This window comes from Caulobacter hibisci, assembly GCF_016135805.1.
Lineage (GTDB): Bacteria > Pseudomonadota > Alphaproteobacteria > Caulobacterales > Caulobacteraceae > Caulobacter > Caulobacter hibisci.
Genome location: NZ_JADWOX010000012.1, coordinates 74419 through 86551, shown reverse-complemented (window position 1 = coordinate 86551; position 12133 = coordinate 74419). Strand labels below are relative to the sequence as shown.

11 protein-coding genes are annotated in these 12133 nt (G+C 68.6%); 2 read left to right on the top strand and 9 right to left on the bottom strand.

Annotated features, from left to right (window positions below; genetic code table 11):
* Position 1: 1 nt before the first annotated feature.
* The 8 genes from I4Q42_RS16830 to I4Q42_RS16795 all read right to left on the bottom strand — a co-directional run bounded on the left by I4Q42_RS16830 (position 2) and on the right by I4Q42_RS16795 (position 7153).
* Positions 2-1003 (bottom strand): D-alanine--D-alanine ligase family protein, encoded by a 1002-nt coding sequence (locus I4Q42_RS16830; RefSeq protein ID WP_198577242.1) that lies wholly within the window; start codon positions 1001-1003, stop codon positions 2-4.
* Between the two features lie 5 nt (positions 1004-1008).
* A complete protein-coding gene (locus I4Q42_RS16825; protein WP_198577241.1) occupies positions 1009-2085 on the bottom strand; it encodes a homocysteine S-methyltransferase family protein in 1077 nt (358 codons plus the stop codon).
* Positions 2082-2939, bottom strand: a complete 858-nt coding sequence (gene blaCAU, locus I4Q42_RS16820) for a CAU/MBL1b family subclass B3 metallo-beta-lactamase (RefSeq protein WP_198577240.1) — start codon at positions 2937-2939, stop codon at positions 2082-2084. Before blaCAU ends, I4Q42_RS16825 begins: the two co-directional genes overlap by 4 nt.
* Positions 2936-3661 carry a class I SAM-dependent methyltransferase gene (locus tag I4Q42_RS16815; protein ID WP_198577239.1) on the bottom strand — a complete coding sequence of 242 codons (726 nt, stop codon included), beginning with the start codon at positions 3659-3661 and terminating at the stop codon, positions 2936-2938. The genes blaCAU and I4Q42_RS16815 overlap by 4 nt, the downstream gene beginning before the upstream one ends.
* A complete protein-coding gene (metF, locus tag I4Q42_RS16810) occupies positions 3658-4608 on the bottom strand; it encodes a methylenetetrahydrofolate reductase [NAD(P)H] (protein ID WP_198577238.1) in 951 nt (316 codons plus the stop codon). Before metF ends, I4Q42_RS16815 begins: the two co-directional genes overlap by 4 nt.
* Positions 4605-5582, bottom strand: a complete 978-nt coding sequence (locus tag I4Q42_RS16805; RefSeq protein WP_198577237.1) for an ArsR/SmtB family transcription factor — start codon at positions 5580-5582, stop codon at positions 4605-4607. Before I4Q42_RS16805 ends, metF begins: the two co-directional genes overlap by 4 nt.
* 143 nt (positions 5583-5725) lie before the next feature.
* Entirely contained in the window at positions 5726-6082 is a 357-nt protein-coding gene (locus I4Q42_RS16800) for a VOC family protein (RefSeq protein ID WP_198577236.1), read from the bottom strand.
* Between the two features lie 111 nt (positions 6083-6193).
* A complete protein-coding gene (locus I4Q42_RS16795) occupies positions 6194-7153 on the bottom strand; it encodes a 2-hydroxyacid dehydrogenase (protein ID WP_198577235.1) in 960 nt (319 codons plus the stop codon).
* A 283-nt stretch (positions 7154-7436) separates the two neighbouring features.
* On the opposite strand from I4Q42_RS16795, the gene I4Q42_RS16790 reads away from it, so the two are divergent.
* Positions 7437-7865 carry a hypothetical protein gene (locus I4Q42_RS16790; RefSeq protein WP_198577234.1) on the top strand — a complete coding sequence of 143 codons (429 nt, stop codon included), beginning with the start codon at positions 7437-7439 and terminating at the stop codon, positions 7863-7865.
* 68 nt (positions 7866-7933) lie between these two features.
* Here I4Q42_RS16790 and ettA read toward each other — a convergent pair whose 3' ends face one another.
* The gene (ettA, locus tag I4Q42_RS16785; protein ID WP_198577233.1) at positions 7934-9601 is read right to left on the bottom strand and encodes an energy-dependent translational throttle protein EttA; all 1668 of its coding nucleotides are present in this window, start codon (positions 9599-9601) and stop codon (positions 7934-7936) included.
* Between the two features lie 216 nt (positions 9602-9817).
* On the opposite strand from ettA, the gene I4Q42_RS16780 reads away from it, so the two are divergent.
* Positions 9818-12112: a TonB-dependent receptor gene (locus I4Q42_RS16780; protein ID WP_198577232.1), complete on the top strand. Its 2295-nt coding sequence runs from the start codon at positions 9818-9820 to the stop codon at positions 12110-12112.
* Positions 12113-12133: the final 21 nt, after the last annotated feature.

Genomic DNA, 12133 nt, shown 5'->3' with positions numbered 1-12133 from the left:
GTCAGGCCGCCGTCGCGGCTTGCTTGGCCCGCGCTTCGGCGAGAGCCAGTTGGCCCTTGAGGAAGGTCGCGATCTCGATCCCCTGCGCCTTCAGCGCCTTGGGGTAGAGCGACGAGGCGGTCAGGCCCGGCAGGGTGTTGGTCTCCAGATAGACGAGGCCGTGCTCGGAGACGATGAAGTCGGTGCGCGAATAGCCGCGGCAGCCCAGGGCCCTGTGGGCCTTCAGCGCCTGGTCCTGAATCGCGGCGTTGATCTCCGGCGCGAAGGTGGCCGGGCAGATCTCCAGCGTGTCCTTGGCCAGGTACTTGCTCTTGTAGTCGAACTTGCCGGCCGACGGACGGATCTCCACCGGCGGCAGGGCGATCAGTTCGCCGTCCTGCTCCAGGATTCCGCAGGTGGCTTCCGGACCGGTGACGAAGGGCTCGATGACATAGGCCAGGGTCTTGGCCGCCTCCGCCACCGTTTCCAGGTCGGCGGGCGCGTCGACGAAGATCAGGCCGTAGCTCGAGCCGTCCTCGGCCGGCTTGGCGATCAGCCGGCCGTACTTGGCCAGGGCGACCTCGGCATCGGCCAGGTCGATGGTCTCGGGGGCCGAGACGCCGGCCTTGGCGACGATTTCCTTGGCCAGAACCTTGCCGAAGGCCAGCCGGCTGGCTTCCGCGCCCGAGCCGGTGAAGGCCACGCCCCGCGCCTCGCACAGGGCCTGCAGGCCGCCGTCCTCGGAAAAGCCGCCGTGCAGGCTGAGCAGCAGGACGCGGTCCTCGCGGGCGGCGACGTCCAGGGCCGCCTCGATGTCGCCGATCGGCGCGCCTTCGGTCGGCAGGTCCAGCTCGAACGGACGGTCATGGCCCAGCAACGCGGCCTGGCTGGCGACGTAGACCTGGCCGTCCGGAGCCCAGAACCACAGGTCGGCGTCGGGCAGTTCGCGGGTCAGACTCTGGGCGCTGCCGACGGCAACGAGGCGCTCGCGGCTGGGGCCGCCGAAAAGGATGGTGGTGCGCATCGTGCTCAAGCCAGTTCGAAGGGTTCCAGACCCGCCAGGCGCATGGCCTTCGGGCGCTCAGGAATAGCGCGAGGCGCGACGCCGCGCACCTCGTCCGCCACGTGGCGGATGTGATCGGGGGTGGTGCCGCAGCAGCCGCCCAGGATGTTGACCAGACCGTCCTTGGCCCATTCGTGAAGGGCGTGACCGGTCTCGTGCGGCTCCTCGTCGTACTCGCCCATGGCGTTGGGCAGGCCGGCGTTGGGATAGGCCGCGACCAGGGTGTCGGCGATGCGGGCCATCTCGGCGATGTGCGGCCGCATCAGGTCCGCGCCCAGGGCGCAGTTGAAACCCACGGCGAACGGCTTGGCGTGCTTGATCGAGTTCCAGAACGCCTCGGCCGTCTGGCCCGACAGGGTGCGGCCCGAGCGGTCGGTGATCGTGCCGCTGATCCAGATCGGCAGTTCCTCGTGGCCCTCGTCGCGCCAGTCGAGAATGGCCTTCAAGGCGGCCTTGCAGTTGAGGGTGTCGGTGATGGTCTCGATCAAAAAGAGGTCGACCCCGCCCTGGTAGAGGGCGTCCACCTGCTGGCGATAGGCGGCGTAGACCTGGTCGAAGGTCACCTTGCGCGCGCCCGGATCGTTCACGTCCGACGACATCGACAGCATGACGTTCAGCGGCCCGATCGAGCCGGCGATGAACTTCGGACGCTCGGGGTTCTCGGCGTTCCAGCGGTCGGCGACCTGGCGGCCGATCCTGGCGCCCTCGAAATTGATGTCCCAGACGTCCTGTTCGCCGAGGCGATAGTCGGCCTGGGCGATGGTGGTGCCCGAGAAGGTGTTGGTCTCGGAGATGTCGGCGCCGGCGCTGAAATACGCATCATGAAGTTCGGCCACGAGATCGGGCCGCGTCAGGCACAGGATGTCGTTGTTGCCCTTCATCTGGCCGTCGTAGTCGGCGAAGCGGTCGGCGCGGTAGTCGGCCTCGGTCAGCTTCTTCTTCTGGAACATCACGCCCCAGGAGCCGTCGAGGATGAGAATGCGCTCCTTGGCGGCGGCCTTGAGGGCGGCCACGCGATCAGCACGGATGGAGAGGTCGGTCATTTCGCGGCTCCTTGCTGGCGCGCCAATTCCTTGTCGAACGCGGCCTGGGCGGCGTCGACGAAGCGCGAAAGCTCGGTGAAGTCGATGAAGGCGTCGGCGTCGCCGCGCAGCTGCTTCTGGCGCTTGGCCAGCAGATCGCCCTGCTCTTCGTGGCTGGGCAGCATGACGTCGGTCGGGATCGCCCGCACGGCGGCGAAGCTGGCCCGATAGTCGGCGACGATGGTCTTGTGGGTCTTGTTGCCGACCAGCACGTTGCCGGCCACCGACAGCGAGCACGGGAAGGTCACGCTCAGCGGCCGCCCCTTCTCGACCACCTGGGTGGTCCAGGTGGTGCAGCCGATGGTGTGGCCCGGCGTCAGGTGGGCGACCAGGGTGGTGGCGCCCAGCTTCAGCTTGGTCTCGTCGCCGAATGCCTTGTCGACCTTCACGGCCGGAAAGGTCGTCGCGCCGTTGGCGTTGTCGCCGAAGTGCTGACCCTTCTCCAAGGCCGGCTTGTCGGCGCGCGAGGCCCACAGCTTCGCGCCGGTGTCGGCCTTCAGCTGGGCCAGGCCCCCAGCATGGTCGAAGTGGGCGTGGGTGTTGATCAGCACCTTCACGTCGGCGAGCTTGAAGCCCAGCGTGGCGATGTTGCGCTCGATCAGCTTGGCCCCGTCGGCCGACGGTCCGCCGTCGAGCACGACATGGCCTTCCGGCGAGGTGATCAGCCAGGCCGACAGCCCCTCGGAGCCGACATAGTAGATGTTGCCGACCACGCGGTATGGCCGATTGGGCTTGGTCCAGGCGGGATTGTCCTGCGCGCCGGCGACGCCGAAGCTCGCCAGGCCCAGGGCGATGGCGAAGGTCAGGGCCCTCATGCCGCTTCTCCCTTGCGCGCGACCAGATAGGCCTCGCTGTTGACGGCCAGCGGCCCGCCCAGCGGGCTGCCGACGATACGCTCGACCTGGAACCATGCGCCGACCTGCTTGAAGAACGCCCGGTGATCGAAACCGAGGTGATGCGGATAATAGGCCAGGCCCGGCCCAATCGGGGACTCTTCACGCTCGCGCGGCGGCCGGCCCAGGGCGGCGGCCAGGATCGGACCCGGCCGGGCGTCGAAGGCGCTGGCGCGACGGATCATCCGGAAGATCCCCTTGGCCAGGGCCGGCGGCCCGACCTCGATCGGCACGCCGATCACCACCCGGCCGCCGGGGGCGAGGATGCGATGCAGTTCGGCCAGGGCCGTCTCGGTCTCGCGCGGCGGCAGGTGCTCGAACACCTCCAGGCAGAAGGCCGTGCGCGCCCAGCCGTCGGCGAGGTCGGTCGAGCGGGCCGCGACCCGCGCCCCGGCCACGCCGTCCAGCAGGGCCTCGGCCTCGGCGCGCAGGGTCGGCGCGGGCTCGAAGGCCACGGCCTGGTCGGTGCGGCCGGCCAGCAGAAGCCGCGCGGCCAGGGCGCCGTCGCCGCAGCCGTAGTCCAGCACGGGGCCCAGGTCGCCCTGCCCCGCCAGGCGGTCGGCGTCGACCAGCCGGCGGTCCTGCACCCAGCGCTTCAGAGCGCTGGGGTCGTTGCGGGTCAAGGCGGCGTAGGCGCCGGTCACGCAGCCGCCTCGGCCGCGGGGACGGTCTCGCGCACGCCCAGCACCCGGCAGATGGCGTAGACCAGGTCGGCCCGGTTCAGGGTGTAGAAGTGGAAGTCGTTGAAGCCCTGTTCCTGCAGCTTGGCGCACATTTCGGTGGCCACCGAGCAGGCGATCAGGCGGCGGGTCTCCGGATCGCCGTCCAGCCCCTCGAACAGGTTGGCCAGCCAGCCCGGCACCGAGGTCTGGCAGGCGGCCGACATCGTCTTCAGGCCGTTGAAGTTGGTCACCGGCATGATCCCCGGCACGATCGGGATGGTGATCCCGGCGCCGCGGGCCTTGTCGACGAAGCGCAGGAAGGCGTCGATGTCGAAGAAGAACTGACTGATGGCCAAAGTGGCGCCCGCGTCGACCTTGGCCTTCAGCACGTCGATGTCGTGATCCAGCGACGGGCTTTCGGGATGCTTCTCGGGATAGACCCCGACCAGCACCTCGAACGGCGCAATGCCGCGCAGGGCCGCCGTCAGTTCGGTGGCGTTCTTGTAGCCGTCCTCGCGCGGCACGTAGAGACCGCCCAGGCCGCCCTCGCCGGGAGGCGGATCGCCGCGCAGCGACACGATGTGGCGCACGCCGATGTTCCAGTAGTCGTGGATCACCTCGTCCACCTCGGCGCGGCTGGCGCCGACGCAGGTCAGGTGGGCGGCGGGCTTCAGGCGGGTCTCGTCGAGGATGCGCTTGACCGTGCGGTGGGTGCGCTCGCGGGTCGAGCCGCCGGCGCCGTACGTCACCGAGACGAAGGCCGGGTCCAGCGGGGCCAGGCGGGTGATCGCCTCCCACAGGCTCTCTTCCATCTTCTCGGTCTTGGGCGGGAAGAACTCGAAGGACACGCGCGGGCGCACGGCGCCGACCGGGCGTTCGCCGGCGCGCGCGATGGGACCGATGACGCGGCGGGTGGGCGGCAGGGTCATGCGGCGGTCCTCTCGGCGATCGCCGCAACGGGGCGGCGGGCAGTCCAGATCTTGACGGTGAGCCCCTCGGCCGTGGTCGGCGGCAGGGCGATATTGGCTTCCGGGACCAGGCCGCCGGCAAGGATCCATGGCTGGATCTCGTCGTCGGCGAAGCCCAGGCGGCGATGCTGGTGGGCCTCGCGCAGGAACTCGTGGTCGTGCGGGGCGAAGTCGGCGATCAGCAGCAGGCCGCCCGGCGCGACCAGGCGCGCGGCCTCGCTCACGGCGGCGGCGGGATCGCCCAGATAGTGCAGCACCTGGTGGACGGTCACCAGGTCGGCGCAACCGCCCGGCAGGCCGGTGTCGAAGATGTCGCCATGGCGCAGCTCGCACTGCGCCAGACCGGCCTTGCCCACCTCGTCGCGGGCGATGTTCAGCATCTGCTGCGACAGGTCCAGGCCCAGGGCGTTCACCGCCCGTCCGCCGAGAAGCGTCAGCATGCGGCCTGCGCCCGCGCCCAGGTCGACCATCTCGTCGAACGGCCCCTCGCCGGCGGCGCGCAGGATCGCGGCCTCGACCTCGTTCTCGTCGACATAGAGCGAGCGGATCTCGTTCCAGCGGGCGGCGTTGCGGGCGAAATAGGCCTGGGCGCCGGCCGAGCGCTCGGCGCGGACGGACGCCAGCTGGCCGGCGTCGGCCTGGATGACGGCGTCGTCGCGGTCGATCAGCCCCAGGGCCGAGGCGACCACCACCCCGCCGCCCGAGGTCTCGGCCAGGCGGTAGAAGACCCAGGCCCCATCGGGGAAGCGCTCGACCAGCCCGGCCTCGGCCAGGAGCTTCAGGTGGCGCGAGACGCGCGGCTGGCTCTGGTCGAGAATGCGGCACAGTTCGAGGACAGAAAGCTCCTCGACGGCCAGCAGCGCGAGGATACGCAGACGGGTGCTTTCACCCGCCGCGCGCAAGACGTCGACAACCTGTTCGCTCGATAGCGCCATAAGGACATAAAGATATCTTTATGTCCGATTTGGCAAGCGAATTCTGCGACGCGGAAGCGCTCCTTAGCCGGTCCGACGGAGATCAAAAAGCCCCGGAACGCCGTCCCGCGCAGGACATAGGGGATAAATCTTCCCCGTGACCTCTAGGCGGGCTGCCACAGCTCGACCTTGAAGCCTTCCGGATCCACCAGCCACGCGAAGCGGCCGTATTCCTCGTCCTGCCGGCCCGTCGCCTCGACGCCCTCGGCGGCCGCCTTGGCCAGCACGCCGTCTAGGTCGTCGACGATCAGGTTGATCATGAACGACGCCGCCGAGGGCTCGAAATAGCGGGTGTCGGCCGGAAACGGCGACCAGCTGGCCATGCCGATCTTGGGATGCTGGAACACCGCCCCGCCCCAGGACTCGGTCTCGAAGCCAAGCACCCGCGTGTACCATTCGGCCAGGGCCTTGGGGTCCTTCGCCTTGAAGAACACGCCGCCGATACCGAGCACCTTGGCCATGGGTTTCCCTTTCGAAGCCTCATCCGCAAGGGAAGCGACCACACGCGCCGCGTCAACCACCCGCCCGCCTCCCCTTTCGAGAGAGGCGGTCCAGACCGTCACGCCGCCCCGTTACGCCGCCACCGGACTGGCCAGCGGCTCACCCAGGAAATAGCGGCGCAGGTTCTCCAGGGTCAGGTTGACCATGGCCGGCAGGCTGTCGAGCGTGGCGCCGGCCATGTGTGGGGTCAGCACCGTGTGGGGCACGTCGACCCAACGAGCCGGCGGAGTCGGCTCGACCTCGAAGACGTCGAGGGCGGCCATGCCCAGCCGCCCGTCCTTGAGCGCCGCCACCAGGGCGTCCTCGTCGACCAGCGACCCGCGCGAGACATTGACCAGCAGCCCCTGCGGCCCCAAGGCGTCGATGACCCCGGCATTGACCAGATGGCGGTTACTGGCGTCGGGCCGAGCGCAGACCACCAGGATGTCGCTATCGCGCGCCAGGGCCATCAGGCTGTCGGCGCGCGGCCACTCGGTCTCCTTGGCGCGCGGTCCCCACCAGGCGACCTTGACGTCGAAGGCCGACAGCCGGCGGGCGACGGCCTCGCCGATGTGGCCCAGGCCGACGATCCCGGCCTTGCGGCCGCGCAGACCGTGGCGCGCGCCCATCCGGTCCATAGAAGTCCAGCGGCCGGCGCGAACCCGGCGGTCGCCCTCGGCGATCCCGCGCCAGGCGCTCAGCAGCAGACCCAGGGCGTGGTCGGCGACGTCGCCGGCGTTGAGGCCGACGGAATGGGTCACCGCCAGGCCGTGGGCCCGGCACCAGGGCACGTCCACCCCGTCATAGCCGGCGCTGACGCAGGCGATCAGGCCCAGGCGCGGCATCTCCGAAAGCAGGTCGCGCGGCAGCACCATCTCGCCGGCGTGGACGATGGCCTGCACCTGCCTGCCCGGCCCCTCGAGAAAGGTCAGTCGGTCGGGATAGTCCCACAGGCGATGCACCTCGTAGGCGCCCTCCAGCAGCGGCTCCATGGGCAGCAGCATCTCGTGGGAGAGAACGATATGGGGCTTTAAGACAGGGGTCTGCGGCATGGGGGCGGCTCTCCGGTCCCGGCGCGCGGCGGAAGATCTCCGTCGCCGATCCGCGGGACGATTGCTCCAAAGGACAAGCTACTCTTCTTGTGGCCGCGCGCCAGCATTCAGCGCGCGACGCACGACAATCTGAAGACGATGTAAGGCGACGCCCCACAGGCCAGGAACCCGCGCCCCGCCGCCCGGTTCCAGCGCCCGCAATCCGCGGCCAAGCTGTGAACGCCTTGGCCGCGAAAGGGTTTTATCCGCTGGCGCCGAGACCGGCGCTTCAGGGAGAGCTCCCATGTTCAAGAAAACTCTGCTGGCGGGCGCCGCGCTCGCCATGATCGCCTCTGGCGCGGCCGTGGCGAACCCGAAGATCAAGGCCGGCGCCGCCATCGCCTCGCCCAAACAGCCGATCCCCTACGACCAGCTCGACGCCTACTCCAAGGCCTCGCCCAAGCTGCGGGCCAGCAAGGACTGGTGGGCCGGCCAGGCAGCGACCGGCGCCGCGGCCGACACCTCGGCCACCCTGCCCCCGGCCTCCATGAACGGTTCGATGTCGGGCGACGCGGCCGCCAGCACGGCGGTCAACCCGCCGATGACCGACGCCCCGCCGTCGATGCCGAGCACGCCGCCGACCAACGCCTCGCCCGCCGACGCCATGCCGGCCGATCCGGGCTCGAACCTGCCCGGGGCCGATCCCAACCTTCCGCCGAAGGAACCCAAGTAGGCTTCAAAGCAAAAGGGGCGGCCCTCGCGGACCGCCCCTTTCTCGTTTCGACCAAAGCCTGTCCGTGATTAGCGGGCGAACTTCTGGAACTTGATCCGCTTGGGGATCAGGCTGTCGGCGCCCAGGCGGCGCTTCTTGTCTTCCTCGTACATTTCGAAGTTGCCTTCGAACCATTCGACGTGGCTGTCGCCCTCGAAGGCCAGGATGTGCGTCGCCAGGCGGTCCAGGAACCAGCGATCGTGGCTGATGACCACGGCGCAGCCGGCGAACTCCTCCAGCGCCTCTTCCAGGGCCTGCAGGGTCTCGATGTCCAGGTCGTTGGTCGGTTCGTCGAGCAGCAGCAGGTTGCCGCCGGTGGCCAGGGTCTTGGCCAGGTGGACGCGGTTGCGCTCACCGCCCGACAGCAGGCCGACCTTCTTCTGCTGGTCGCCGCCCTTGAAATTGAAGCTGCCGACATAGGCGCGCGAATTGATCTCGCGCTTGCCAACGATCATCACGTCGGTGCCGCCGCTGATTTCCTGCCAGATGGTCTTGTTCGGATCCAGCGCGTCACGCGACTGGTCGACATAGGACAGCTTCACGGTCTCGCCGACCTTGACCGTGCCGCCGTCGGGCTGCTCGCGGCCGGTGATCAGCTTGAACAGCGTCGACTTGCCGGCGCCGTTCGGGCCGATGACGCCGACGATGCCGTTCGGCGGCAGGCGGAACGACAGGTCCTTGAACAGCACCTTGTCGCCGTATTCCTTTTCCAGGCCGTTGACCTCGAGCACCAGGCTGCCCAGGCGCGGGCCCGGCGGAATCTGGATATGGGCCTGGGTCTGGGCGGCGCGGGCGTTTTCCTGCGCGGCGACCATCTCGTCATAGCTCGCCAGGCGGGCCTTGGACTTGCTCTGACGGGCCTTGGGCGAGCTGCGCACCCATTCCAGTTCGCGGGTCAGGGCGCGCTGGCGGGATTCGCTCTCGGACTGCTCCTGAACGACGCGCTTCTGCTTCTGCTCCAGCCAGCCGGAGTAGTTGCCCTCGTAGGGCACGCCCTTGCCGCGATCCAGCTCCAGGGTCCACTTGGTGACCTGATCCAGGAAGTAGCGATCGTGGGTGACCAGGATCACGCAGCCCGGGAAGTCTTCCAGGTGGTGCTGCAGCCAGGCCACCGACTCGGCGTCCAGGTGGTTGGTCGGTTCGTCGAGCAGCAGCATGTCCGGCTTGCTGAGCAGCAGGCGGGCCAGGGCGATGCGGCGCTTTTCACCGCCCGACAGGCTTTCGATGTTGCTGTCGTTGGGCGGGCAGCGCAGGGCGTCGATCGCCATCTCGATCTTGGAATCGATGTCCCACAGATCCTTGGCGTCGATGATCTCCTGGAGCTTGGTCATCTCCTCCATCAGCTCGTCGGTGTATTCCTCACCGAGCTGAACCGCGAGGGCGTTGTATTTGTCGAAGACGTGCTTGTCTTCGCAGTCGGCGATGACGTTGCCCCAGACGTCCTTGGTCGGGTCGAGCACCGGCTCCTGCGGGAGATAGCCGCGCTTGATGCCGTCGGCGGCCTTGGCCTCGCCGGAGAATTCCTTGTCGAGGCCGGCCATCACCTTCAGCAGGGTCGACTTACCCGAGCCGTTGACGCCGACGACGCCGATCTTGGCGTCGGAGTAGAACGACAGCCAGATATTCTCGAAGACCTTCTTGCCGCCGGGATAGGCCTTGGTCAGGCCCTGCATCTGGAAAATGTATTGCTGCGCCATGAGGGGCTTTTCGTCTCTCGGGTCGGGTTCGGGGATCGGGCGCTCAAATAGCCGCTGGGGGAGATTTGCGCAATCGTGGCCCCTTCACGGCTTCGTCGTCGAACTGTCGGCGAGGCGACAAATAAGCGTCGCAAGCCCGTCGTCGATCAACGTTAGGCGAGCCTCCTAGACGCGTTCGAAGCGGCCTCTCCGCCGCCAACGCCTAGGGGATATGAGATGAAGACCACGCTCCTGCTGAGCGCCGCCTTCGGCGCGCTCCTGCTCGCCGCGCCCGCTCTGGCCGCCGAAACGCCCGCCGCCGAACCCGCCGCGACCGCCGCCGACGCCAATGAAGTCGAAGCCGTCGTCGTCATCGGCCAGGGCCAGAGCCGCCAGGTCCAGACCATCACCGAAGCGGCCCTGGCCCTCGAGACCGCCGGTTCCAGCCCGCTGAAGGCCATCGCCAAGCTGCCCGGCGTGAACTTCCAGTCGGCCGACGCCTTCGGCGCCTACGAGTGGTCGACCCGCATCTCGATCCGCGGCTTCAACCAGAACCAGCTGGGCTTCACGCTCGATGGCGTGCCGCTGGGCGACATGAGCTACGGCAACCACAACGGCCTGCACATCAGCCGCGCCATCGCCAGCGAGAACATCGGCAAGGTCGAACTGGCCCAGGGCGCCGGCGCGCTCGGCGTGGCCGCCTCGTCCAACCTCGGCGGCACGCTGCAGTTCTTCTCGCGCGATCCCTCCGAGGCCCTGGGCGGCCAGTTGAACCTGACCGGCGGCTCGGACGCCATGCACCGTGTGTTCGGCCGCTTCGAGACCGGCGCCATCGAGCAACTGGGCGGCCTGCGCGCCTACGTCTCCATCGCCGACCAGAAGAGCGACAAGTGGAAGGGCGGCGGCGAACAGAAGCAGCGCCAGTACGACGCCAAGGCCGTGCTGCCGCTGGGCGAAGGCGAGCTGACCGGCTTCTACCACCGCTCGGAACGCCGCGAGCAGGACTACCAGGACATGTCGTTCGAGATGATCAAGCGTCTCGGCCGCGACTGGGACAACACCCAGCCCAACTGGGCCCTGGCCGTGGCCGCCGCCCGCGCCTACCAGACCGGGACCGCCCTGCCCTCGCCGTTCACCTCGGTCGACGACGCCTACTACGCCGGCGCCGGCATCCGTGACGACGATCTCTACGGCGCCAGCCTCAGCCTGCCGATCGGCGAGCGCGTGAAGTTCGACGCCACCGCCTACCAGCACAAGAACCAGGGCCAGGGCCTGTGGTACACGCCGTACCTGGCCAGCCCCGGCTTCGGCACGGCCGGCTCGAACGCCGCCCCGCTGTCGATCCGCACCACCGAATACGACATCGATCGCGGCGGCCTGGTCGCCGGCCTGTCGGTCGAGCTGGGCGCCCACACCATCAGCGGCGGCTTCTGGACCGAGACCAACCACTTCAACCAGGCCCGCCGGTTCTACGCCGAGACCGCCTCGGCCCCGTCGCGCGACCCGCTCGACTTCCAGGCCAACCCGTTCGCCACCCAGTGGCAGTACCGCTTCGAGACCAAGACCCTGACCGGCCACGTCGAGGACACCTGGGTCGTCACCGACGCCCTGAAGGTCAATTTCGGCTTCAAGGTCATGAAGGTCGAGAACAGCGTCGAGACCGTGGTCGGCAGCGCCCTGTCGGGCACGATCGAGAGCAAGGACACCTTCCTGCCGCAGGTCGGCTTCGTCTACGCCCTGGACGGCGGCCTGGAGTTCTTCGGCGGCTACACCGAGAACATGGCCGCCTACGTCTCGGCGGCCACGGCCGGCCCGTTCGCCTCGCAGAGCCAGACGGTGGTCGACTACGTCGCCAAGACCCTGAACCCGGAAAGCTCCAAGACCTTCGAGGCCGGCGCCCGCTATCGCCAGGGCCCGTTCCAGGGCGTGGTCGCGATCTATGACGTCAACTTCGAGGACCGCCTGCTCAGCGCCGCCACGGCCTCGCCGATCCTGGGCCTGCCCGCCGTGCTGTCGAACGTCGGCTCGGTAAAGACCCAGGGCCTGGAACTGGCCGGCGAATACCGCATCAGCGACGCCTGGTCAGTCTACGGCGCCTACGCCTACAACAAGTCGGAATACCAGGACGACGTCATCAACGGCAGCGGCGTCGTCGTCGCCCGCACCGCGGGCAAGACCGTGGTCGACACGCCCGAAAACACCTTCAAGGCGGAGGTGAAGTTCGAGCAGGGCGGCTTCTTCGCCAAGCTCGGCGTCAACTACACGGGCGAGCGCTACTACACCTACGAGAACATTGGCGGAAAGGTCGACGGCTTCACCGTCGCCGACCTGACCCTCGGCTACAGCTTCGACGGCGAGGGCTGGACCAAGGGCCTGGAGGTCCAGGCCAACATCAGCAACCTGTTCGACGAGGACTACATCTCGACCGTCGGCTCGGGCGGCTTCGTCAACAACGACACCGCCGGCACGACCATGACTCTCCTGCCGGGCGCCCCCCGCCAGGGCTTCGTGACGATCAAGAAGGCGTTCTAAGCAAGCCTCCCCCCTTCCCCC

Excerpts from the sequence above, each read along its gene's own strand:
- I4Q42_RS16830 (WP_198577242.1), bottom strand. The coding sequence starts at position 1,003 with ATGCGCACCACCATCCTTTTCGGCGGCCCCAGCCGCGAGCGCCTCGTT.
- I4Q42_RS16825 (WP_198577241.1), bottom strand. The coding sequence starts at position 2,085 with ATGACCGACCTCTCCATCCGTGCTGATCGCGTGGCCGCCCTCAAGGCC.
- blaCAU (WP_198577240.1), bottom strand. The coding sequence starts at position 2,939 with ATGAGGGCCCTGACCTTCGCCATCGCCCTGGGCCTGGCGAGCTTCGGC.
- metF (WP_198577238.1), bottom strand. The coding sequence starts at position 4,608 with ATGACCCTGCCGCCCACCCGCCGCGTCATCGGTCCCATCGCGCGCGCC.
- I4Q42_RS16805 (WP_198577237.1), bottom strand. The coding sequence starts at position 5,582 with ATGGCGCTATCGAGCGAACAGGTTGTCGACGTCTTGCGCGCGGCGGGT.
- I4Q42_RS16800 (WP_198577236.1), bottom strand. The coding sequence starts at position 6,082 with ATGGCCAAGGTGCTCGGTATCGGCGGCGTGTTCTTCAAGGCGAAGGAC.
- I4Q42_RS16795 (WP_198577235.1), bottom strand. The coding sequence starts at position 7,153 with ATGCCGCAGACCCCTGTCTTAAAGCCCCATATCGTTCTCTCCCACGAG.
- I4Q42_RS16790 (WP_198577234.1), top strand. The coding sequence starts at position 7,437 with ATGTTCAAGAAAACTCTGCTGGCGGGCGCCGCGCTCGCCATGATCGCC.
- ettA (WP_198577233.1), bottom strand. The coding sequence starts at position 9,601 with ATGGCGCAGCAATACATTTTCCAGATGCAGGGCCTGACCAAGGCCTAT.
- I4Q42_RS16780 (WP_198577232.1), top strand. The coding sequence starts at position 9,818 with ATGAAGACCACGCTCCTGCTGAGCGCCGCCTTCGGCGCGCTCCTGCTC.